The 21,121-nt window shown below is 55.9% G+C and carries 17 protein-coding genes; 12 read left to right on the top strand and 5 right to left on the bottom strand.

The window, feature by feature from the left end; translation table 11 throughout:
• Window positions 1-202 precede the first annotated feature (202 nt).
• Entirely contained in the window at window positions 203-2,308 is a 2,106-nt protein-coding gene (locus KH208_RS10740) for an EAL domain-containing protein (protein WP_291436182.1), read from the top strand.
• A 338-nt stretch (window positions 2,309-2,646) separates the two neighbouring features.
• On the opposite strand, the gene KH208_RS10735 is transcribed toward KH208_RS10740, so the two are convergent.
• Window positions 2,647-4,710, bottom strand: coding sequence for an elongation factor G (locus tag KH208_RS10735; RefSeq protein WP_291436180.1), 2,064 nt, complete (start codon window positions 4,708-4,710; stop codon window positions 2,647-2,649).
• 264 nt (window positions 4,711-4,974) lie between these two features.
• Between KH208_RS10735 and KH208_RS10730 the strand changes: the two genes are divergently transcribed.
• Window positions 4,975-5,484 carry a translation initiation factor IF-2 gene (locus KH208_RS10730; RefSeq protein WP_291436179.1) on the top strand — a complete coding sequence of 170 codons (510 nt, stop codon included), beginning with the start codon at window positions 4,975-4,977 and terminating at the stop codon, window positions 5,482-5,484.
• Between the two features lie 302 nt (window positions 5,485-5,786).
• Here the strand turns inward: KH208_RS10730 and KH208_RS10725 are convergent, their stop codons facing one another.
• Together KH208_RS10725 and KH208_RS10720 are read right to left on the bottom strand one after the other, a co-directional pair.
• A complete protein-coding gene (locus tag KH208_RS10725) occupies window positions 5,787-7,013 on the bottom strand; it encodes an NAD(P)-dependent oxidoreductase (protein ID WP_291436178.1) in 1,227 nt (408 codons plus the stop codon).
• A gap of 47 nt (window positions 7,014-7,060) precedes the next feature.
• Window positions 7,061-7,483 (bottom strand): thioesterase family protein, encoded by a 423-nt coding sequence (locus KH208_RS10720; protein ID WP_291436176.1) that lies wholly within the window; start codon window positions 7,481-7,483, stop codon window positions 7,061-7,063.
• 81 nt (window positions 7,484-7,564) lie between these two features.
• Here KH208_RS10720 and KH208_RS10715 point away from each other — a divergent pair, with 81 nt between their 5' ends.
• The 3 genes from KH208_RS10715 to KH208_RS10705 all read left to right on the top strand — a co-directional run bounded on the left by KH208_RS10715 (window position 7,565) and on the right by KH208_RS10705 (window position 11,097).
• The gene (locus KH208_RS10715; RefSeq protein ID WP_291436200.1) at window positions 7,565-8,659 is read left to right on the top strand and encodes an MltA domain-containing protein; all 1,095 of its coding nucleotides are present in this window, start codon (window positions 7,565-7,567) and stop codon (window positions 8,657-8,659) included.
• 127 nt (window positions 8,660-8,786) lie between these two features.
• Window positions 8,787-10,301, top strand: a complete 1,515-nt coding sequence (locus KH208_RS10710; protein WP_367114963.1) for a helicase HerA-like domain-containing protein — start codon at window positions 8,787-8,789, stop codon at window positions 10,299-10,301.
• A gap of 121 nt (window positions 10,302-10,422) precedes the next feature.
• On the top strand, window positions 10,423-11,097 hold the full coding sequence (locus KH208_RS10705; RefSeq protein ID WP_291436174.1) for a TetR/AcrR family transcriptional regulator: 675 nt from the start codon (window positions 10,423-10,425) through the stop codon (window positions 11,095-11,097).
• On the opposite strand, the gene KH208_RS10700 is transcribed toward KH208_RS10705, so the two are convergent.
• Complete coding sequence (locus tag KH208_RS10700) at window positions 11,065-12,573, bottom strand: DHA2 family efflux MFS transporter permease subunit (RefSeq protein ID WP_291436173.1); 1,509 nt, start codon at window positions 12,571-12,573, stop codon at window positions 11,065-11,067. The genes KH208_RS10705 and KH208_RS10700 overlap by 33 nt on opposite strands.
• A complete protein-coding gene (locus KH208_RS10695) occupies window positions 12,570-13,808 on the bottom strand; it encodes an efflux RND transporter periplasmic adaptor subunit (protein WP_291436171.1) in 1,239 nt (412 codons plus the stop codon). The genes KH208_RS10700 and KH208_RS10695 overlap by 4 nt, the downstream gene beginning before the upstream one ends.
• Before the next feature lie 803 nt (window positions 13,809-14,611).
• Between KH208_RS10695 and KH208_RS10690 the strand changes: the two genes are divergently transcribed.
• From KH208_RS10690 to KH208_RS10660, 7 genes are all read left to right on the top strand, one after another.
• Entirely contained in the window at window positions 14,612-15,448 is an 837-nt protein-coding gene (locus tag KH208_RS10690; RefSeq protein WP_291436169.1) for a glycosyltransferase family 2 protein, read from the top strand.
• A complete protein-coding gene (locus KH208_RS10685; protein ID WP_291436167.1) occupies window positions 15,445-16,659 on the top strand; it encodes a glycosyltransferase family 4 protein in 1,215 nt (404 codons plus the stop codon). Before KH208_RS10690 ends, KH208_RS10685 begins: the two co-directional genes overlap by 4 nt.
• Before the next feature lie 10 nt (window positions 16,660-16,669).
• Window positions 16,670-17,791 carry a nucleotidyltransferase family protein gene (locus KH208_RS10680; protein WP_291436165.1) on the top strand — a complete coding sequence of 374 codons (1,122 nt, stop codon included), beginning with the start codon at window positions 16,670-16,672 and terminating at the stop codon, window positions 17,789-17,791.
• Window positions 17,781-18,896 (top strand): hypothetical protein, encoded by a 1,116-nt coding sequence (locus KH208_RS10675; protein WP_291436163.1) that lies wholly within the window; start codon window positions 17,781-17,783, stop codon window positions 18,894-18,896. Before KH208_RS10680 ends, KH208_RS10675 begins: the two co-directional genes overlap by 11 nt.
• 23 nt (window positions 18,897-18,919) lie before the next feature.
• Window positions 18,920-19,387: a PqqD family protein gene (locus tag KH208_RS10670; RefSeq protein ID WP_291436161.1), complete on the top strand. Its 468-nt coding sequence runs from the start codon at window positions 18,920-18,922 to the stop codon at window positions 19,385-19,387.
• Window positions 19,388-19,578: 191 nt separating this feature from the next.
• Window positions 19,579-20,514 carry a glycosyltransferase gene (locus KH208_RS10665; protein ID WP_291436159.1) on the top strand — a complete coding sequence of 312 codons (936 nt, stop codon included), beginning with the start codon at window positions 19,579-19,581 and terminating at the stop codon, window positions 20,512-20,514.
• A gap of 17 nt (window positions 20,515-20,531) precedes the next feature.
• A partial coding sequence (locus tag KH208_RS10660; protein WP_291436157.1) for a glycosyltransferase occupies window positions 20,532-21,121 on the top strand: 590 nt, incomplete at its 3' end.

The raw sequence follows: 21,121 nt of genomic DNA, 5'->3' as shown, positions 1-21,121 counted from the left end.
TGCCCCTTTTTCGTAAAAAAGAAATTTTTATTGCTCTGAAAGTAAAACAAGGTAAAATAAGTAAAAATATGTGTGGAAAACTACCAATGGCTGAATACGGAAAGCTGTGTCGGCAAAACCGTATCAGCCGCATTGTTATGATTTTTCGCGCATAATTTTCCCTTCGCCCTTGAGGAAGGAGGGCGCAGGGAGAAGGCCCGCCATGGAAAAGCAGACAAAAATTTTCGTTGATAATGCCATTGGCCAGAGCAGCGAATACAATATGCTGATGAATCTCTCACGCCTGAGTGTGAGCAAGCATCTGGTGGATGAGCACTTTACGCTCATCTGGGCCAATGAGTACTATTATGAATTGATCGGCTACCCCAAAGAAGAATACGAACGCCTGTATGAGAACCGCCCCGACAAATTTTATGCCGAGGATCCGGAGAACTGGAAACTTCTCGTTGAAAAAGTGACTGAGACGCTCGCCAGCGGCGCTTCCGGCTACCACTTTATCGGCAGGATGCGGCACAAAAGCGGCAGAATGATGTGGGTCAAGCTGGCGAATGTCTTCACGGATGAAATGATCGACGGCTACCGCGTTTCCTACACGGTAATGGCGGATGTCAGCGAACTGCAGCAGACCTTGCTTGAACAGAGCATCACTTACAACAATATCCCGGGTTTTATCGCCAAGTTCCGGGTGGTGGAGAAAGGCTTCGAGTTCGTGGAGGCCAATGAAAAATTCACACGGCTTTTCGGGCGGTCCGACTATTCGCTGGACAGCCCGGTTTCAGCCAGAAATCCGGCGGTGCTCATTGACAACTATGAAGCCATGCGCCGGGGGGAACCGGTCAATTTTGTTCTCCAGGCCAGGGAACTGGACGGAAACAATGTCTGGCTGCAGGTCTCCGGCGAATGTCTGGACTGGCAGGGTAATGACCCGATTTATTTATTTGTGTATATTGATATCAGCGAGCTTCTGGAACAGCGGGAACTGCAGAAACAAACCAGTCAGCGCCTGGAGCAACTGGCCTTTGTGGACCCGGTGACCGGGGGGCGCAACCGCACCAGTTTCGAAATCGACGCGGGCGGCGCTGTACGCGACGCCCTACCCAGTACATATGTACTGGTCTGGCTGGACATCCAGAAATTCAAGCTGGTCAATGATCTTTTCGGCGTTGCAATGGGCGACCGGATTTTGCGGCATTGCTATGAAACCGTGGAAGCCCATCTTGAAAACGGCGAGTATGCGGCCCGTCTGGCGGCGGACGGCTTCAACCTTCTGCTTCGGGCCGCCGGGGAAAAGGAGCTGGAAGCCCGTCTGAACCGTATAGCCGAGGATGCCAATGATTTTGAACCGTTCCGCGAACGCAAATATCTGCTTTCTTTCTCCGCCGGCATCTATCCCATTGATGATCCCACCCTGCCGCTGATCAAGATCCAGGACAGGGCCAACATCGCTCGCAAAAAGAACGGCGGCGCTGAGGAACATTGCCTTTGCACCTGCCTGTTTTACAGCGAACGGGACCGTCTGCGCTCCCTGCGTGAAAAGGAGATGGAAAACCGGATGCACGATGCCCTGGAGCGGGGCGAATTTGTGGTCTATCTCCAGCCCAAGCAATCCCTGAAAAAAGCCGCCATTGCCGGTGCCGAGGCTCTGGTCCGCTGGCGTGCCCCGGAAGGGTTGATCCCGCCCAATGACTTTATCCCGCTGTTTGAGCAGAACGGTTTTATTGTGGATCTTGATCTCCATGTTTTTGAAAAGGTCTGCGCCATGCTGCGTAAATGGCTGGACAACGGCGTTACGCCGGTGCCGGTTTCAGTAAACATGTCCCGGGCGCATCTGGCGGACCCGCAATTTCTGGAGCGCTACGAAAATATTCGCCGCGCCTATGACGTGCCTCCGGAACTGCTGGAGATTGAGCTCACGGAAAGCCTGGTTTTCGAAAATCCGCATCTGTTGGTCCAATTCATAGAGCGGATCCGCGCCCACGGCTACCATTGTTCCATTGACGATTTCGGCAGTGGTTATTCCTCGCTGAACCTTCTCAAGGACATGAACGTCAACGTCCTCAAGCTGGACAGGGTTTTTTTCGCCTCGCAGGAGGCGGACAACGCCCGCGAACGGATCGTGATCGTCTCGGTCATCGACCTGGCCAAGAAGCTCAGCATGGGCACCGTGGCCGAGGGCGTGGAGACGCCCCGGCAGGTGGAATTTCTGCAACAGGCCGACTGCGACATGGTTCAGGGCTATGTTTTTTCCCGGCCCGTGCCTCTGGCGGAATTTGAGCAAATGGCTTTCGGCCGGGAAATCGCCGCCTGAGAACCCCACTGGGGGATCGTGCTGTAATTGGTAAAAGTTTTTTGGGAGACGTGAGAGAGGCCCTTTTTTTAAAGGGGCCTCTCTCGCAAAAATACTCTTTCCCAAGAAAAAGACGCCCCGCGAGGGGCGTCTCAGACTGATGACAAACCCCGCTTCGCGTGGTTTGCGCCACCAACGGCGGCTAAGCCGCCGGGTGGAAAGGCACGAAAATCAGTCGCTTAACGGCACGGCAAAGCCGCGACCTGCTCCTGATTTTCGGGGCTGCCGACGTTGTCAACAGCCTCAGACGCCCCTCGCGGGGCGTCTTTTTGTCAACGTATGTCTGCGGGCCGCGTGTTTTATTCGGCGGCCTTGGCCGCCTGGTGTTCGGCAATAACCTTTTCGGCCACGGGTTGCGGCGCTTCCTCATAGTGGTCGAATTCCATGGTGAAGAAGCCCTGGCCGCCGGTCATGGAGCGCAGGTCCGGCGCGTAGCGCAGCACTTCGCTCATGGGCACGTGAGCCTTGATTTCAGTGATGCCCGCCTGGGAGTCCGAACCCAGCACCTTGCCCCGGCGGGAGGAAAGGTCGCCGATCACGTCGCCCATGCTCTCGTCCGGAATGGATACGGTCAGCAGCACAATGGGCTCAAGCAGTACGGGCTTGAGGCCTTCCATGGCCTTTTTGAAGGCCAGGGAACCGGCCACCTTGAAGGCCATTTCCGAGGAGTCCACAGTGTGGTAGCTGCCGTCGTAAACCTTGACGCGGAAGTCCACCACCTGGCAGCCGGCCAGGAAACCGCGCGCCGCCGCTTCCTGAACGCCCTTGTCGATGGCCGGGATGTACTGGCGCGGAATGACGCCGCCCACAATGGCGTCCTCAAAGACATAGCCGGAACCGCGCGGCAGTCCTTCCATTTCGATCCAGCAGTCGCCGAACTGGCCGCGTCCGCCGGATTGCTTTTTGTGGCGGCCCTGCACCTGGCATTTGCCGCGCACGGTCTCGCGATAGGGCACTTTGGGCGTTTTGAGCACGATGTCGATCTTGAAGCGGCGTTTGGCCTTTTCCACAGAAAGTTCGATATGCAGCTGGCCCATGCCGGAGAGCAGAATGTCGCCGTTTTCCTCGTCGCGGCCCAGCTTGAGCGTGATGTCCTCGTCCAGCAGGCGCTGGATGGCCGCGTAGACTTTGTCCTCTTCGCCCTTTTCCTTGGGGGCCAGAGCGTAGGTGATCAACTGCGGCGGCAGTTCGGGCATGGGCAGGGCAAAGGGGGCTTTTTCGTCGCAGAGGGTGTCGCCGGTGCGCGTGTTTTTGAGTTTTGCCACGGCCACAATGGCGCCCGGTCCCACGGGTTCCTTGCAGGGCGTCTGGTTTTTGCCCACCAGGTAAAGCAGGCTGCCCAGGCGTTCGGTATCCTCGCTGCGCATGTTCCTGAGCGTGGCGTCGCCGTTGATGGTGCCGGAAAGCACCCGCAGTATGGAAAGCTGCCCGGCAAAGGGATCGGCCAGGGTCTTGAACACAAAGCAGGCCACCGGCCCGTCCGGATCAGGCGCGCGCTCGGCTCCGGCGGCATCCACAAAGGCCGGGCGCTCCAGGGGCGAGGGCAACAGGGCTTCCACCGCGTCCAGAACAGCTTTGCCGCCCTTGTTCTCCAGGGCGGAGCAGACCATCACCGGGGTCAGTTCGCCGCTGAGCACGCCCTTACGCAGGCCAAATTGCAGATCTTCCAGGGAAAGGCTGCCTTCCTCCAGATATTTTTCCATCAACACTTCATCGCTTTCCGCGATGTTTTCCACGGTCACGTCGCGCAGCAGGCTCACGTCGTCCGTGAGGTCGGCGGGAATTTCAGCCTCGCTGCTGCCGCCGTTTTCGGTGAACATCCGGGCTTTTCCGGTCAACACGTCCACCACGCCCACAAAGGCTTCGCCTTGGCGGATGGGCACCTGCAAGGCCACGGGTTTAACGCCCAGAGCGGCCAGACCGTCAAAGGCCATGTGGAAGTCGGCCCGGTCGCGGTCCAGCTTGTTGATGATGATCATGGCGGGCAGATTTTCCGCGCGGACCATGCTCCAGAATTTTTTGCTCAAGGGGCGTACGCCGTCCACGGCGTCCAGCACGAACAGCACGCTGTCCACGCCCTTGAGCAGGCATTCCATATCGCCGGTAAAATTGCCGTCGCCGGGGATGTCCAGCAGGAAATGGCGGTTCTTGTTCCAGAGGTAGGCAGCGCAGGCGGGCTGCACCGAACCGCGGCGGCGCACTTCCTCGGGTTCGTAGTCCAGGCTGGTGGTGCCGTCTTCAATGGCGCCCATACGGGTGACGGCCCCGGCGTTGAACAGCAGCATTTCGGCCAGCGAAGTTTTGCCGCAGCCGCCGGTGCCGACGAGAGCGAAAGTGCGTTGCATTTCCAGAGGGGTTGGCATGGTTTTCTCCCTTAGTAAGCGATATGGCGGCGCGAAACGAGGGCGCGCAAGCCGGGTGAACGAAACCAGGGAAGGCCCGCGCGCGGGCCGCGCGCGTCAATCAGGATAAACGATACAGTCTTGCCGGAAAAAAGGGAAGAGCCCCGCCCTTGGCCGCGGAGGGCCCGTGCCGTGGCGGCGTATGGAGCGGGAGATGCGGAACGGTATGCGCGGCGCTTGACAGAGGCCCGCGCAATGGCGAAATTACCCGTAAAAGCGGAGGCCATGCCGATGATTCTGGAATGGGCAGCCGCCGGGGCTGTAATCCTGGCGGGCCTGATTTTCTGCGTGCGCATCATGCGGCGCGGCATCACCACTCTGGATGAGGACCGGGCCCAGTATCTGGAGCGCATCCACGCCGAAGAGCGGCAACTGGATGAGGACAGGAAAAATATTTCCCTGGACGAGCATCTTCATGTGCTGCACGCGGCGGTGGCGGATCTGCTGCGTCTGGCGGGCAACCCGCCCGGCCACGCGCTGACGGGGCAGGGTTCGACCCTGGTGCTGCGTACCCCGGAAGGGGAGTGGCGCATTGAGCTGATCATGCGCGAACGCACCCTGCGCCGTACCCACAAAGTGCTGCACGGGCGCAGCCGCTGGCTGCTGAGCGGCTTCGGCCGCAACGAGCATTTTGAGGATCTGGCGGGCCTGATGCGCAACCTCAACGCCTATCTGCACGGCGACAAGCTGGTGCCGCCCGAGCCCGCGCACTTGGCGCGCCGCCTCAGCCATTAATAAAGGAACGCCTCCTGTCCTGACCGGGCAAGGCGGCGTTTTCATAACAACGTGATAAAGGCTGAGCCTGGAGCGTTTCACAGGTATTCTACACCTAGAGCAATTTCATTTTGAAAGTGCCCTGCTGACGCGAAGGCGGCAGCCGCCACGAAGACCGACCCGACGGGCGGCCCGTAGGGCCGTGCCTGTAGCCCAAAGGGCGTACAGGCATCGAGAGCAACGCGGCGTGGATTCCGGCGAAAACAACGCTTTTCGCCAGAATGCCAACTTTGAAATTCGTAAAATTTCAAAGGTAATCCGCTCTAGGAACGCGGCAGACTCCGCATATACCGGTCCATGGCGTCGGCCACTGTTTTGGAGCAGTGCACGGCCTCCACCACGGTTTTGGCGCCCCGCACCACGTCGCCCGAGGCGAAGATGCCCGGATGGGTGGTGGCCCCCTGCGCGTCTGTTTTCACCAGGCCGCGTTCGTTGATCTCTATGCCTCTGGACGTGGACACGATCTTGTCCTTGGGGCCCTGGCCGATGGCGATGACCACAGAATCCGAGGGCTCCAGAAAATCCTCGCCTTCCACTTCGCCGGCATGGCCTTCCGCATCGTAGGCCAGGCGGCGGAACACCGCTCCTTCCGGGCGGATTTCCACGGGCCGCACGCAATTGTGAAAGTCCACGCCGTCCACCCCGGCGTACTCCACCTCGCGCGGGCTGGCGGCCGGCACGGGTTTGCGGGCGTAAATGGTGACCTTGCGCGCGCCGTGCCGCAGAATGGTGCGGGCCGCGTCAATGGCCGCGTTGCCCGCGCCGATCACACTGACCGTTTCGCCCAGATTGTAGACCGCCGGATTGCAGAGATAGTCGATGGCAAAATGGACGTTCCCCAGGCTTTCACCCTTGATACCCAGGCTGTTGGGCCGCCAGACGCCCGTGCCGATGAACACGGCGCTGTAGCCGTCCCGAAACAGGTCGTCCATGCGCAGCGCGCCGCCGATGGTCGTATTGGGGCGGATGCGCACGCCCAGTTCCAGCAGGCGCTGTTGATAACGGTCCAGGATGCTCTTGGGCAGGCGGAAGGCGGGAATGCCGTAGCGCAGGACGCCGCCGATGCGGTCGTGGGATTCGAAAATGGTCACGGCATAGCCGCGCTGGGCCAGAATGATGGCAATGGTCAGTCCGGCCGGGCCCGAGCCGATGATGGCGGCGGCCAAGCCATTCTGGGGCGGCCGGGGCGGATGGTGGGCGGCCAGGAAGCGCTCGGAGATATAGTTCTCGATGCTGCTGATGTGCACGGGGCTGCCTTTTTTGCCCAGAATGCAATGTCCCTCACACTGTTTTTCATGGTCGCAGACCAGGGAGCAGACAATGGAAAGGGGATTGTTGTCAAAAAGCATCTGCCCGGCTTCGTCGATATTCCCGTTCAGGAACTGCTCGATCATCACCGGGATATTGGTGTTGATGGGGCAGCCCGTGCGGCAGAGCGGCTTTTTGCAGTGCAGACAGCGCCGGGCTTCGTTGATGACATGCAGCGCCATGGCTTCTCCTTATATATGAGGTCGCAGGGGGCGTTGCCCCCCTGTGCCTAGCATTTCTCAGCCGCGCACAACTGCCGGAACCAGTCCGGCACGGGCACGGGCCGCCCCTGGGGGTTGACCAGGGCGTGCTGGGTCATGCCCTCGGCCAGCAGGCGCGTCTTGTCCTCGTTCCATATCTCATATACAAAACGCAGTGAGGCCCGGCCCCATTCGCTGATGCCCGCGCGCACCTGCACAAGGTCGTCGTAATGCGCCGGCGCGCGGTAGCGGCACTGGGCCTCGCGCACGGGCAGAATGATGCCCTTTTTTTCCACGTCCGCGTAGCTCATGCCGCACTGGCGGATATAGGCGCTGCGGGCGCGTTCGAACAGATGCAGATATTCGGCGTAATACAAGACTCCCATGGTGTCCGTTTCTCCGTAGGACACACGATGGGGCAACCAGACCTCGGGGGTGGGGAAATCATGCACGGGCAAGCTCCTTGTTTCGGCGCGGGCTGTAAGCGGCGCGCGTCCGTAAGGGCCGGGGGCGCGTCGCGTCCGGCCTTGATTGTGGTTTTGCTGGCGAGTCTTGTGCTCTCCGCCTGCGCCGGCAAGAAACCGCAGTCCGAAGATCTGCCGCCGTTGGGGCCGCCGGTGGCCGTGCAGGAAAGCCCGGAATTTTTCGTCGCCAATCTGGCCCCCCGCAACCAGGATCTGACCAGTTGGAAGGACATGGCCCCTACCGTGCGCAAGTCTCTGCGCTATGTCAACAGCAAGCCGCAGGGCGCGGCGGCCGTCAAGCGGCCGGGCCTGACCGTGACCTGGGGGGATCTTTCCCGCAGCCTGACCCGTTTGCGGGAACTGCTGCCGCGCCTGGATGCGGAGCCGGACCTGTTGCTGGCCAATTTTCGCTGGGTGGAAGTGCCGGGCGGCATCAATTATTCCGGCTACTATGAACCGCAGGTGCGGGCCAGCCGTACGCGCAAGCCCGGCTATACCCAGGCCATCTACGGCCTGCCGCCGGACCTGAAGCGGGTGCGGGCCAAACGCGGCCGCTATCATGACCGCCGCGCCATTGAGGAAAAACAGGTGCTGGCCAACCGGGGCCTGGAACTGGCCTGGGCCGCGGACCCGGTGGACGTCTTTTTTCTGGAAATCCAGGGCTCGGGCCGCCTGATTTTTGACGACGGCACCCAGGCCTATGTCAACTACGCCGGGCAGAACGGCCACAAATACAAAAGCTCGGGCCGGATCATGCGCGAGAAGGGCCTGCTCAAGCGCGGCGATATTTTTGAACAGCGCGAGTGGTTCAGGAACAATCCCGGGCGGGTGCGCGAAATCCTCAATGAAAATCCCAGCTACGTCTTTTTCAAGTTCGGCGGCAGGGGGCCCACCGGGGCCATGGGCCATGAGGTGGACGACTGGCTTTCCCTGGCCACGGACCGTTCCTATATTCCCTTGGGCTCCCTTGTGGCCTACGGGGTCAATGCCCCGGACGAGCGGCGCGGCAGCGTGCCCCTGCGCGGCATCGGTTTTGCCCAGGATGTGGGCGGGGCCATCAAGCGCAACCGTATCGACATTTTCTGCGGCGGCGATGCGCGGGCCAATTACGTGGCCAGCCATCTGGACGCCAAGGGCCCGGCCTGGGTGCTGCTGGCCCGCTGACCGCGCATGCAGCAAATCCTTGCCGTGAAATGCGAGTAGACGGGCTTTGCTCGCCGTAAACGAGCATTTCAAGTGTTAACTGCTCTAAAGGAGATCAACCGTGTTGGACAATGACCATCAGGCCCTCATGGCCCGCGCCGGGGAAAGGGACATTTGCATCCTGCCCGCCATGGGCAACCGCCACGGCTTGATCACCGGGGCCACGGGCACGGGCAAGACCGTGACCCTGCAAAGCTTGGCTGAAACCTTCAGCGCCCTGGGCGTGCCGGTCTTTCTGGCCGACGTCAAGGGCGATCTCTCGGGCCTGGCCAAGGCAGGCGCGCCCACGGGGAAAATGGCCGAGCGCATTGCCCGGCTGGGCCTTGCGGCGCGCGGTTATCTCAATCAGGCGTTTCCGGTCTGCTTCTGGGACGTGTTCGGCAAAAGCGGCCATCCTCTGCGCGCCACGGTGAGCGAAATGGGGCCCTTGCTGCTCTCCCGCCTGCTCAACCTCAACGAGGTGCAGAGCGGGGTGCTCCATCTGGTCTTCCGCATTGCCGACGACGCGGGTCTGCTGCTTCTGGACATGAAGGATCTGCGCAGCATGGTGCAGCATGTGGGCGATGAGCGCGATCAATACAGAACAGCCTACGGGCAGATTTCCACGGCCAGCGTGGGGGCCATCCAGCGCGGCCTGCTGCGTCTGGAGGAAGAGGGCGGGGACCGCTTTTTCGGCGAACCGGCCCTGGACATCATGGATCTGCTCCAGACCGACAGCCGGGGCCGGGGCGTGGTCAACATTCTGGCCGCGGACGCGCTGATGAACGCGCCGCTTTATTCCAGCGTATTGCTCTGGCTGTTGTCCGAGCTGTTTGAACGTCTGCCCGAAGCGGGCGATACGGACAAGCCGCGTCTGGTCTTCTTTTTCGACGAGGCCCATTTGCTCTTTGACGGAGCGCCGCCCGTGCTGCTGCAAAAGATCGAGCAGGTGACGCGTTTGATCCGTTCGCGCGGGGTGGGGGTCTATTTTGTGAGCCAGAACCCGGCGGACATGCCGGACAGCGTGCTGGGCCAGCTCGGCAATCGCGTGCAGCACGCCCTGCGGGCCTTCACTCCCGGGGAGCAGAAGGCCGTGCGCGCCGCGGCCCGGGCTTTTCGGCCCAATCCGGCTTTCAATACCGGAGATGTCATCAGTCAGCTGGCCGTGGGCGAGGCTCTGGTGTCTTTTCTGGACGCCGACGGCGCGCCCCGGATAGTGGAGCGGGCGCTGATTGTGCCGCCGCAGAGCCAGGTGGGGCCCATCACGCCCGAAGAGCGCGCCGTGGTCATGCGGAATTCGCTGGCGGCGGGAGCGTATGAGCAGGCCGTGGACCGCGAGTCGGCCTATGAAATTCTGGCCGCGCGCGCCGTCCGCCGACAGGAGGCCGAGGACGATGAGGCCCGGCGCAAGGCCGAAGCCCTGGCTGAAAAGGAGCGCCTGCGGCAGGAGGCCGCGGCCCGGCGCGAAGAGACGCGCGCCCGGAAAAGCGGCGGTGACGGCCTGGGGGATATTCTGGGCTCAGTAGCCAAACAGACGACCCGTACCATCGGCACTACCGTGGGCCGGGAGATCGGGCGCACGTTGATCCGGGGATTGCTGGGCGGCCTGTTCGGCAAGCGCTGAGAAAGAGCACGGCAATCTGGTTATGCTCTCAGGCCGCGCGCGGCACAGCGCATTGCAAGAGGCGCGTTCCTTTGAAAAAGCGGAGCCTTTCAAAGGCAAACCGCTCTGGAAGGAAAAGAATATGAACGACTCCGAAGACCCGCGGGTTTCGGTTCCCGCTCCGTCCGAATGCCGTCGGGAAAAATGCGCCGCGCGGCGGGCCGCCATCCTGGAAGCGGCGCTGGAAGAGTTCAGCCGCCAGGGCTTCGCCGCGGCCCGCATGGAAGACATCGCCCGGCGGGCGCGGGTTTCCAAGGGCAGTCTCTATCTTTACTTCCCCACCAAAAAAGCCCTCTTCCAGGGGGTCATTGAAGAGGGCTTCCGGCCTTTTTTCGAGCACAAGCAGGCTCTCTTGCGGGATACTTCCCTGAACCCGCGCGACAAGCTGTTGCGGATGTACGCGCCCCTGATCACGGGCGGTCCAGACTCGTCCCTGCGGCGTTGCGTGCGTCTGGCATTCAGCGAGGGTCTGCATGATCCGGAGCTGATGGGCGGTTTTTACGAGAGTTTTCTTGCCCCCAATACAGCCCGTTTGCGCGAGGAATTTCTGCCCGCGGCCCGCACGCCCAATGTGCACGCCGCCCTGGACCGCTTTCCCCTGCTGCTGATGGCGCCCTTGCTTTTCGGAGTGCTCCGCGACGATCTCTTTGCCAGAGCCGTGCCTCAGGATTTGCTGGGCCTGTTCAGCGCGCATCTGGATATTCTTTTTCCCGATTCCCCCGTCTCACCCCCGCCGGGCCAGCCAGATCAGGCCTGAAAGCAGCACAAAGAGCACGCCGCCCAGCCAGAACAACTCATCAAAACTCAGAATGAATCCCTGCCGGGTGATTTCATTGGCGATCCAGGCCTTGGCCTGGGGGCCGGTCATGCCGAGCTGTTCCAGGGCGCGCAGGGCCGTGTCCCAGACCGGGTTATAGTCGTTGATGCCCTCCGTCAGCCGGGCATGGTGCAGGGCTTCGCGCCGCTCCCACATGGTCGTGACCAGGGATGAGCCGATGGAACCGGCCAGCACCCGCACGCAGTTGGACAGGCTGGAGGCGGCGGCCAGATCGCTGTTGGGCAGACCGGAAAGGATGATGGTCGTGAGCGGCATGAAAAAGAGGGCCACGCCGATGCCCAGGATCAACTGGGGAAGAGCCACGGAAAAGAAATCCATGCCCGGCGTGGAACCGGCGCGCCAGAAAAAGCAGCCGGCAAAGACCAGAAAGCTCAGGCAGGCCATCAGGCGCATGTCCAGGCGGCGGGCCTGCTTGCCCAGAATGGGCGAGATGATCAGCGGAAACACGCCCACCGGGGCCAGGGAAAAACCGGCCCACATGGCCGTGTAGGACAGGCGCGCCTGGAGCATCAGAGGCAGCAGCACCACGGAGGCGAAGTAGAGCAGAAAGCCCAGGCTGATGCAGATGGTTCCCACCGTGAAATTGCGATGCCGGAACAGGGAAAGGTTGACCACCGGATGTTTTTCCGTGAGTTCCCAGGCGATGAAAAAGGCGATGCCCACCACGGCTGCGACGCCCAGAGTCACGATATAGCCCGAGGCGAACCAGTCGTGATCCTTGCCCTCGTCAAGCATGAGCTGCAGGCAGCCGATGCCCACGACCAGCAGCACCAGGCCGACCACGTCGATGGGCGCTTTGCCGATGGGGGTTTCCCGCCCGTGCAGGGGGGCGCGCAGAAGCAGCAGACCCAGGGCGCCCACCGGCACGTTGACGAAGAAAATCCAGCCCCAGTGGTAATTGTCGCAGATCCAGCCGCCCAGAATGGGCCCCAGAATGGGAGCCAGCACCACCACCATGGCCCAGAGCGAGAGGGCCAGGCCGCGTTTTTCCGGAGGATAGCAGGCCAGCAGCAGACTTTGGGAAAGCGGCAGAATGGGCCCGGCCGAGACGCCCTGCACCAGACGGAAAAAAATCAGCATGCCGAGGCTGCTGGAGATGCCGCACAAGAAGGAAGAAAGCACGAACAGCGCGCTGGCGGCGAAGTAAAGCCGCACCTCGCCCAACCGCCGGGCCAGCCAGCCGGTGAGCGGGATGGCCACGGCGTTGGCCACGCCGAAAAAGGTGATCACCCAGGTGCCCTGGGAGACGGCCACGCCGAGATTGCCCGCGATGGTCGAAAGAGCCACGTTGGCGATGGTCGAATCCAGCACGGTCATGGCCGTGAGCACGGCAATGCCCACGGTGGCCGTCACCAGCGGGCCGCCGCGCAGCGGCGTGAGCGCGATCTCGCTCATAGTCCGGCCTGGTGCGAAGAGGCGGACGCGGCCTGGATATTGGCCGCGATGATTGCGTTGATACGTTCATCCACCGGCGCGAAATCCACGGGCGGGGTCTGGGCGGCCAGGCTGGCCGGGGGTTCGGGCCGGGAAGCGGTGAGCAGCATGGGGCCGTCCTGATTCCTGGTATCGACCTCCACAGTGACGGAAAGGCCCACCAGCAAAGGGTGCTCCCGCAGCTCATCTTCTTGGAGGGCGATGCGCACCGGCACGCGCTGGACCACCTTGATCCAGTTGCCCGTGGCGTTCTGGGGCGGCAACAGCGAAAAAACGCTGCCCGTGCCCGCCGCGAAACCCTGGACCGTGCCGTGATAGGTCACGGAACCGCCGTACATGTCGGCCGTAATCAGGGCGGGCTGGCCGATGCGCATGCGCTTGAGCTGGCTTTCCTTGAAATTGGCGTCCACCCAGAGACTGTCCAGCGGCACCACGGCCAGCAGGGCCTTGCCGGGCGTGACGTACTCGCCCACCTGCACGGCGCGTCGGGCCACCTGGCCGCGCACCGGGCTGCGTACGGTAGCGCGCTGCAAATCCAGCCAGCGCTCGCGCACAGCCGAGGCCGCTTCCCTGACGGCGGGCTGTTCGGCCACCGGCGTGTCCAGCAGCACGGCGGTCAGGGCGTTGCGCTGGGCTTCGGCCACGGACAGGGCGTGACGGGCCGTGGCCACGTCTTCAATGCTGTGGATGAATTCCTCCTTGCGCACGGCCTTGTCCTTGATCAGCTGCTGGCGTCGCTCCAGGTTGCCCTGCTGGCGCTGTAGGTCGATCTTGCGCATGGCGATGTTGGCTTCGCTCTGGCGCAATTCGGCTTCGAGCTTGCAGGTTTCGCGCACGGCCGAGGCCAGGCTGATCAGGGCATGCTCATAGGCCAGGCGGGCGTCCACCGGATCAATGGGCACCAGGGCCTGTCCGGCTTCCACCCGGTCCGTGTCGTCGGCCAGCACCGCCGTGACCCGACCCGCCACCTGGGGCATGACCGTGACCGTATTGCCCGAAACATAGGCGTCGTCCGTGTTTTCCTCGTAGCGCAGCACCAAAGCCCACCAGATGCCCCAGACTACGCCGGCGGCCAGAAAAAAGCCCGTGAGCAGAAGCAGGACGCGCGCCCGGCGGCCAGCCCGCATTTTATCGAAATCCGGCAGACGGCGTTGCTGCCGCGCTTGTGTTTCCGGCTGGTTTTGCGCCTCGTCCATAACGCTCCCTTTTTTCATATTTTTCTGAATAGAACTGACCGGTCAGTACTATAACCGGAGGAAACGGCTGTCAACGCGGCTGCAGCCGTCACAAAAAGTCTGAACGGTATGTCCCACGGAAAGTACACCGGGGTTTGTCAAGGAATCATTATAGCCTATGTGGCTTCTGCGCAAAGGCACGCTGCAAAAAATTTAAAACTGCCATTATAGAGGGGCTTCATACTGTGTGGATACGGAAAATTTTTGTCCGCCATCCTGATTCCGGACAGAATTTTTGAAATTATACAATTATTCATTGGAGAAGAGATTTTTGTCATTAGAATGGGTACGAGTGAAGAATCATACAAAAAGTTTATTATGCATGGAAGTCATGGATGACCTATTTATTATGCGCGTCAACGTACATTATAATTTTGTATTGAGGATAATGCTTGACGACATCAACAAAAAAAAATATTTTTCTAAAAAAATGATATTCTTGAAGATTAGCGGTCAGCCATTTTTTCAATCTTACGATTCTTCATGATGATAAGTAATCATGTAGAGTCACATAGATACAATAAAGAAGGGTTGTAAATGCTCTCTCTCTCTCTCTCTCTCTCTCTCTCTCTCTCTCTCTCTCTCTCTCTCTCTCTAGTCAGCATAAATTTTTTAACGGTATACTGCTGAGCGCCCGTACTGATTATTATCAGTGCGGGCTCTTTTATGTTTTGGCGTGTCCATATTGAACTATGGGAATTATGATTTTTTAATTTTGAAAATTTTCAACGTTATATAGAAAATTATAGAAAAGAGAATGGTTTATGTTTTCTATTATAGTTATTTCAATAAATAGAATTTATCTTGTTGAGAGATTGTTTTTGAGTTTGTGTAAGCAGATATATAAAAATTTTGAAATCGTTTTTATTTATGGTCCATCGATTAACAAGGATGATATTGATGCGTTATGTAATTTATTTTCAAATCTGCCTATCAGGACTTTTCAATCTCAAGATAATTGCCTCTCCAGATCAAGAAACTTGGCTTTATCAAAGATACGTGGCGATTTTTTTGCGATTCCGGATGATGATTGTGTGTACGAGCCGAGCACTCTCGAACTGGCGAGGGAGCTTTTTGAAAAGTATCCTCTTATCTCTGCGATAATGGGGAAACACGTGGGGCTTGACGAGAGCTGTGAAAGAAAAAATACAGCTCCTGTTTTTTTGACTCGCTATGCAATTTTTAACAATTGCCCAAGCTATATTCAATTTTACAGGTCCAGTATACTGCCTAATGTGGGCTTTTTTGACGAGAATCTTGGTGTTGGCAGCCATACGCCGTATCAGTCTGGAGAGGAGACGGATTTTGCATTGCGAACAATGCAGGCAGGCTTTGCCATAGCGCGTGCAGAGTCTGTTCTGGTTCATCATCCTTATGAAAATTTACAAAATCCCTCTCTAAGACGAAAAGTGCATGCGTATGCCGCAGGGAGAATGTATCTTTTACGTAAACATCATTTTTCATTTATCTTTATGATTGTAAATGTCTTCTACCCACTTGTAATATTGCCATATGAATGTCTTAGAGAATGCATCTATATGATAAAATATAGAATTGCGATGTTTTTTTACAGATTAATAAATATTATAGGGACAAAGTGAATATTGCCATTGTGACTCGTGAAGTGTCCGAGCTGACGAAAAACGGCGGGATAGGTACGGCGATGCGCTATCTCTGCGAATACCTCACGCTTTGTGGAAAACATAACATTGCTATTTATTATACAGGTCGCCCAGATATTGCGATGACGTTGTTTTCAAGAAAGATGCAAAAACGTGGTATTAATTTTTATCCTATTATATCCTGGTTTGGTTTGTTGTTGCGTGATCAGGTGAAGAGTGCATGGCGAACGTATGAACTGTTATCTAAAACAGAGCATGATATCTATCTTTTTCATGATTTTATGGCGGACAGCTTTTATTGCATGCAAGCTAAAATGCGAGAAGTAGCATTTACAGGCCGTCCTCTGGGCATAATCACTCATGGACCGTCTCTTTGGGTGGATGAAGGGAATAGGCATATGGCTGAAAATGGAAAAAGAAGACATCTTTATGAGATGGAGCAGGCCTGTTGCGAACAGGCGGACTTTCTTGTCAGCCCAAGTCGCTATCTTCTGGACTGGATGCGTGAGCGCGGGTGGCGTTTGCCAGAGCGTTCCTTCTGTATTCCCAATTTTACATCCATGCCCGGCAACCTGCCGTCCTGGTCCGCCAGGAAGCTACCCAGGCTGGATTGCGACTCTCTTCGGGAGATTGTTTTCTTCGGTCGTTTGGAAACGCGCAAGGGAATACGGATTTTTTGTGACGCGCTCCTGTCCCTGCCGGTTGGGTTGCTGAGCGGACGATGTATCACCTTTTTGGGAAAAGAAGCGGATTTTCGCGTTCGGGATATCCGAAGCACATTGGCCCCGTTGGAACAGTGCGGCATCAAAATCGTTTTTTTGACGAACTACAACACGCTGGAAGCTCGTCGTTATCTGTGTGGCAACGGTATCCTGGCGATTATGCCCTCCTTGCGGGAGAATTCGCCTTGTACTGTCAGCGAATGCCTTGAACATCGCGTCCCCTTTCTCGCCTCTTCCGTTGGAGGAGGCAAAGAGCTTATCCACGAGGAAGACAGGGCTTTCGTAATATTTGATCCTCGCGCTTCTTGTCTTGCGGAGCGCCTGCGGGACATTCTGGAAGGGCAGGGCATTATTGCGGCTCGGCCTTCACAAGCATCGGATGCCCTGTTGCAGCAGTGGCAAAACCTCTTGCAGCGCTTTGTGCCTTCTGCGGCCAATGGGCGGACTTCAAAATTTTTCAGATTCTGAGGAGAGAAGTGTGGCTTGTACACCTGTATTGCGGCATCTTGTAAACAAATTGTATGGCAAGTATGTTCATAAAGATGACCGAGAGCTTCTTAACTTTGTATTTGCAAAAAATCCAACACAAGAACTTTTGGATAATTGTTTTTCTGTGTGCGATATTGAAGCTTTGGGAGCTGGAAAGTGTATTTTACTTTCATATTTGGCTCATGATAATCCTGATCTTAAACTTTCAAAATATGCTGGACCGCGTATTACTGGACTTATTACGTATTATCGCTTTGCCAACATGAAAACATTGTCTCATTTTTCGCGGATAGGCAAGGCGTACAATGCGGCGGGTATTCCCATGGTGCTGTTCAAGGGCGGGGCCATGAAGGTTTTGCGCCCGGAGCTGCCGCGCCCCATGGGAGATGTGGACATTCTTATCCCAGCTGATCGCATTGAGGAAGCGACTCGCATCGGTGAGGGGCTTGGCTATCTGCATTACAAGGAAGAGTCCAAGCATGCCGTGGATTTCCACACGGAAACGGAAAGCGCCGTTGATGTGCATCATTCCATTTTTGATCCGGACAGGGATTTGAAGCAGTTCCACGATGGCCTGTTCGCGCGCGCAACACCGCGTCGTGCTTTTGGCGTGGATTCCCTGTTGCCGTGCCATGAGGATCTCTGCTTTCTTGTCATGGCTAACCTCACCAAAAATTTACGTGAGCATACATCTCTCGGCAATTTGTATTATGCGCTCTGCGATTGCCAGTATCTGCAAAAAGCGTCTTCTTTTGATTGGGGACTTGTCTGGAGAGATGCCGTCGTCTGCGGGCAGGAGCTTGAGATACGTTTTGCCGCCGAATTCATGAATGCCATCGTCGCGGACACTATTCCCGATCTGGACAAATATTTTCCAGCTGATCCCGCCATGGAAGCCTTTTGCAATCAGGTCATCTTTGATGAGGACTATTTTCTGCCACGCCAAAAGGAATGCCAGGCCATCCGGGTGGTGGAGCTCAAGAACAATCCCTGGAAGTTCGGCTCATTCATTGCGAAGTTTCTACTGATGAAAAAGCTGCGCCACAATCCGGCCTTTGTCGATTGGTATCTGCGCAAGCAGTGCCCACAGGAGTTCATGGATGCGCATTGACAAACCTTCGGAACAATGTCTTTCGCTGATATACCGCTACCTCAACGCCCGAGCCAGCCGCGGCAACGATCCGGCTTTTGTCAGCTATTTGCGGATAGGGACGCAAACATTGCGCTTGGTCAGCTATGCGGCCGACTTCGAGTGGCATGTACACAATCAGCTTGAATATGTTCTTTTGGACGAACCATCCGATTATGACGCGACATTTGTCATCTGGCAGGAAGAGGATTTTGCCGCATTGGTCAAAGACCTCTATACGGTCGATAAAACTTCAGAACTGTACCGCAGGTACAGAATTGATCAGGTGCGTGGCGCTCATGCCGATTTTTCCTACTTTAGCGTTTTTGACGAAGATATAATACATGGCAAACCGCTGATGGAAATCCATGCATCCGGAAATCAGCTTGTGGGTTGGAACCCTCGCACCAATACCTACTATTATGCCGTCAAGGATCTCACCCCGGAAGAATTGATCAAGCGAGGGCACCTTTTTGTCCGGCTCTTTGCGCGCTTTCTCAAGGGACCGCAAAGCAATTTGGCGCATGGTGCCGTGGTCGGTTTAAACGATACCGGAGTATTACTTTGCGGCATGGGCTATCGCGGAAAATCCACATTTTCCGTCAGCGCGCTGTTGGACGGCTTTGACTATGTGTCTGATGACTATCTGCTTCTGGAGCAAAAAGACGGCATTCTGCGCGCCTCGCCCATTTATTCCATTATCACCCTGTCACCGCAGATCTGGCAACAACTATCAGCACGCTTGGATGCCGCCTTTGTTTCAAACAACGCGCGAAAAGACAAATATGTTTTTAATATAGGTCGATATCATAACAGATTTGTCAGTGAATATCCTGTACGCTTGTGCATGCACCTGAATATCTGTAACTGTGACGCGCCCAGCATCGAGTCGGGGTACAAAGCTAAGGGATTGGATGAACTTGTATACTCCTCAGTCATGCAAACCGGTGAAACGCAGGATATCAGTACTATCTACAAATTGGCGTCATTTGTGAACGATTTGCCGTTTTATCGCATTAATCTTTCTCGTGATCTGGCGGCGAACATCCAATGTTTGCGGAAATTTTTGGAACATTTCAATCAATAACAGTCAATAAGGAGATAAGTGGCATGACGACTTATGTCTTGAATGAAGACAAAATGTTCAGTGATATTGCCGATGGCGTTGCCATCATCATCAATAGCGAAACCGGAATCTACTACGGCATGAACGGTTTCGGCAGCGCGGTTTTTGAAAATATCCTCGCCGGCGCGGCCGTTGAAGATATCCTTGCCGCCGTCAAGAGCTTTGACGGAGCGCCGGAGGATATGGACGCGCGAATGGCCGAGTTTGTAAACCGCCTTAAGTCATTTGAAATCGTGCTGCAAGGCGGTGCTTCGGGCAATGTCACACTGGATGCCTCTGTGGCCGCAGGCGATAATTTTGAGTTGATGGTCAATGAATACAACGACGCACAGGAATTGCTCCTGGCCGACCCCATTCACGAAGTGAAGGAAGATACCGGCTGGCAACCGGACAAGGTCGCGTTGGAAACGGATGAGGAAGTTGTCAAGGCCAAAGAGGTGAAAATAAAGTAAGGGACTGCTAAACTTGTACTTCGGCGATCTTGCAGATGATATGGATTAAGCCCTTGGCAACCGCCGGGGCTTCCAAGATTTCCTGGGGGGAGTCCAAAATTTTCATCATTATTTGGACCTGCAACACTGATATATATAAGTCACAGTTGCACTACATGCTTTTGCTATGCACTGATTTTATAGGATAAACAATGAAACAAAATGCTCCTCTTGCCATATTTGCTTTTAATAGGCCAGAATATCTGCAACGGACACTGCAAGCTCTTGCGCAGAATACCTTGGCATCTGAAACAGATGTCACTATATTTTGCGATGGGCCACGAAATGAACAGGATATGGAGAAAATTGAGGAAGTTCACGCTGTTGCACAGTCTGCAACAGGATTTCACACATTGAATATTGTCAAACGTGATATAAATATGGGATGTGCAAATTCTGTCATTACAGGAATAAACACAATTCTAGAAGAAGATAAACATATTATTGTTATTGAGGATGATGTAGTCTGCTCTCCTTATACATTGTCTTTTCTCAATAAAGGATTGCACATTTATAAAAATAATCAATCAATTTTTGATATTTCGGCTTGGTCATTACCGCCTTCATTATTGCCCATTCCGGATAATTATGCATGGGATGTATATGCTATACCACGCTTCAATTGTTCTGGGGGGTGGGCATCCTGGCGCGATCGTTTTCAGGAAATTGACTGGGAGGTAAGCGATTACGAAACTTTTAAAACCGATGCAGGAAAGCGTCATGCTTTCAATGCTGGAGGAATGGACTTGAGCCCCATGTTGGATGATCAAATGGCTGGCAAGCTGGATTCCTGGGCCATTCGGGCCGATTATGCCCGATTCAAAAGATCTCAACTGGGTATTAACCCCGTGCGTTCCTATGCGACTAATATCGGTATGAGCAGCGGCACACATTGCAAGGTAGCGACAACCCTATATGACAACGACGTCAGCTTGGCGGTGGAGAAACCACGTTTTTTGCCGGATATTTTTCGCGATGTACGGATAGAAAAAGCCTATTGGCGTTTTTATTCCAGAACGAACAGTAAGATACGCACAGCTGTAACACTACGGAAGCATTTGCAACAAATACGATTTTCTCAAATATAAAAAAATTGTGCAGCGTCATGAATCCTAACATTTCCATTATCATTCCAATTTATAATACAGAAAAATATCTGGCCCGATGCCTAGATAGTCTCTGCGCTCAAACACTGCATCCTATTGAAATTATTTGTGTCAATGATGGATCAAGCGACAAGTCATCTGCCATATTGCACAGCTATGCCGAGAATGATTCGCGCTTTGTCATCGTTGAATTTTCACGTAATAAGGGGGCAGCCGCAGCAAGAAATGCCGGTATGGGACTGGCAGGCGGCGACTATCTCGGGTTTGTGGACAGTGACGATACTGTGGATTCTTTTTTTTATGAACGCTTGTACACTAAAGCTCTTGATTCGGATTCAGATATTGTTAAAGGAGTACGTCGGCAGGTTTTTCCGGAGGGCACTGTCAAGGATGAATTGAGTAATACATTGATATGCAAAGATCGCTTCGCATTCTTTACGCAGTGGACGTCGGCTATTTATCGGCGTGAATTTGTTCGGGATAATGGCATAGAATGTCCACCTGGCATCAGTAACGCTGAAGATACTGTATTTTTAATGAATATGATATCTGATATGTCCAGAATTGATTTTAGATTGTACAAAAACAG

It is taken from the genome of Desulfovibrio sp. (assembly GCF_018379785.1).
Classification (GTDB): Bacteria; Desulfobacterota; Desulfovibrionia; order Desulfovibrionales; family Desulfovibrionaceae; genus Desulfovibrio.
This window is presented reverse-complemented; position numbering and strand designations above follow the sequence as displayed.

Bases quoted from the DNA above. Each gene is read 5' to 3' on its own strand.
- KH208_RS10665 (WP_291436159.1), top strand. From the start codon at position 19,579: ATGAAACAAAATGCTCCTCTTGCCATATTTGCTTTTAATAGGCCAGAA.
- KH208_RS10725 (WP_291436178.1), bottom strand. From the start codon at position 7,013: ATGGCGCTGCATGTCATCAACGAAGCCCGGCGCTGTCTGCACTGCAAA.
- KH208_RS10670 (WP_291436161.1), top strand. From the start codon at position 18,920: ATGACGACTTATGTCTTGAATGAAGACAAAATGTTCAGTGATATTGCC.
- KH208_RS10710 (WP_367114963.1), top strand. From the start codon at position 8,787: ATGGCCCGCGCCGGGGAAAGGGACATTTGCATCCTGCCCGCCATGGGC.
- KH208_RS10740 (WP_291436182.1), top strand. From the start codon at position 203: ATGGAAAAGCAGACAAAAATTTTCGTTGATAATGCCATTGGCCAGAGC.
- KH208_RS10735 (WP_291436180.1), bottom strand. From the start codon at position 4,710: ATGCCAACCCCTCTGGAAATGCAACGCACTTTCGCTCTCGTCGGCACC.
- KH208_RS10730 (WP_291436179.1), top strand. From the start codon at position 4,975: ATGCCGATGATTCTGGAATGGGCAGCCGCCGGGGCTGTAATCCTGGCG.
- KH208_RS10675 (WP_291436163.1), top strand. From the start codon at position 17,781: ATGCGCATTGACAAACCTTCGGAACAATGTCTTTCGCTGATATACCGC.
- KH208_RS10695 (WP_291436171.1), bottom strand. From the start codon at position 13,808: ATGGACGAGGCGCAAAACCAGCCGGAAACACAAGCGCGGCAGCAACGC.
- KH208_RS10690 (WP_291436169.1), top strand. From the start codon at position 14,612: ATGTTTTCTATTATAGTTATTTCAATAAATAGAATTTATCTTGTTGAG.
- KH208_RS10705 (WP_291436174.1), top strand. From the start codon at position 10,423: ATGAACGACTCCGAAGACCCGCGGGTTTCGGTTCCCGCTCCGTCCGAA.
- KH208_RS10700 (WP_291436173.1), bottom strand. From the start codon at position 12,573: ATGAGCGAGATCGCGCTCACGCCGCTGCGCGGCGGCCCGCTGGTGACG.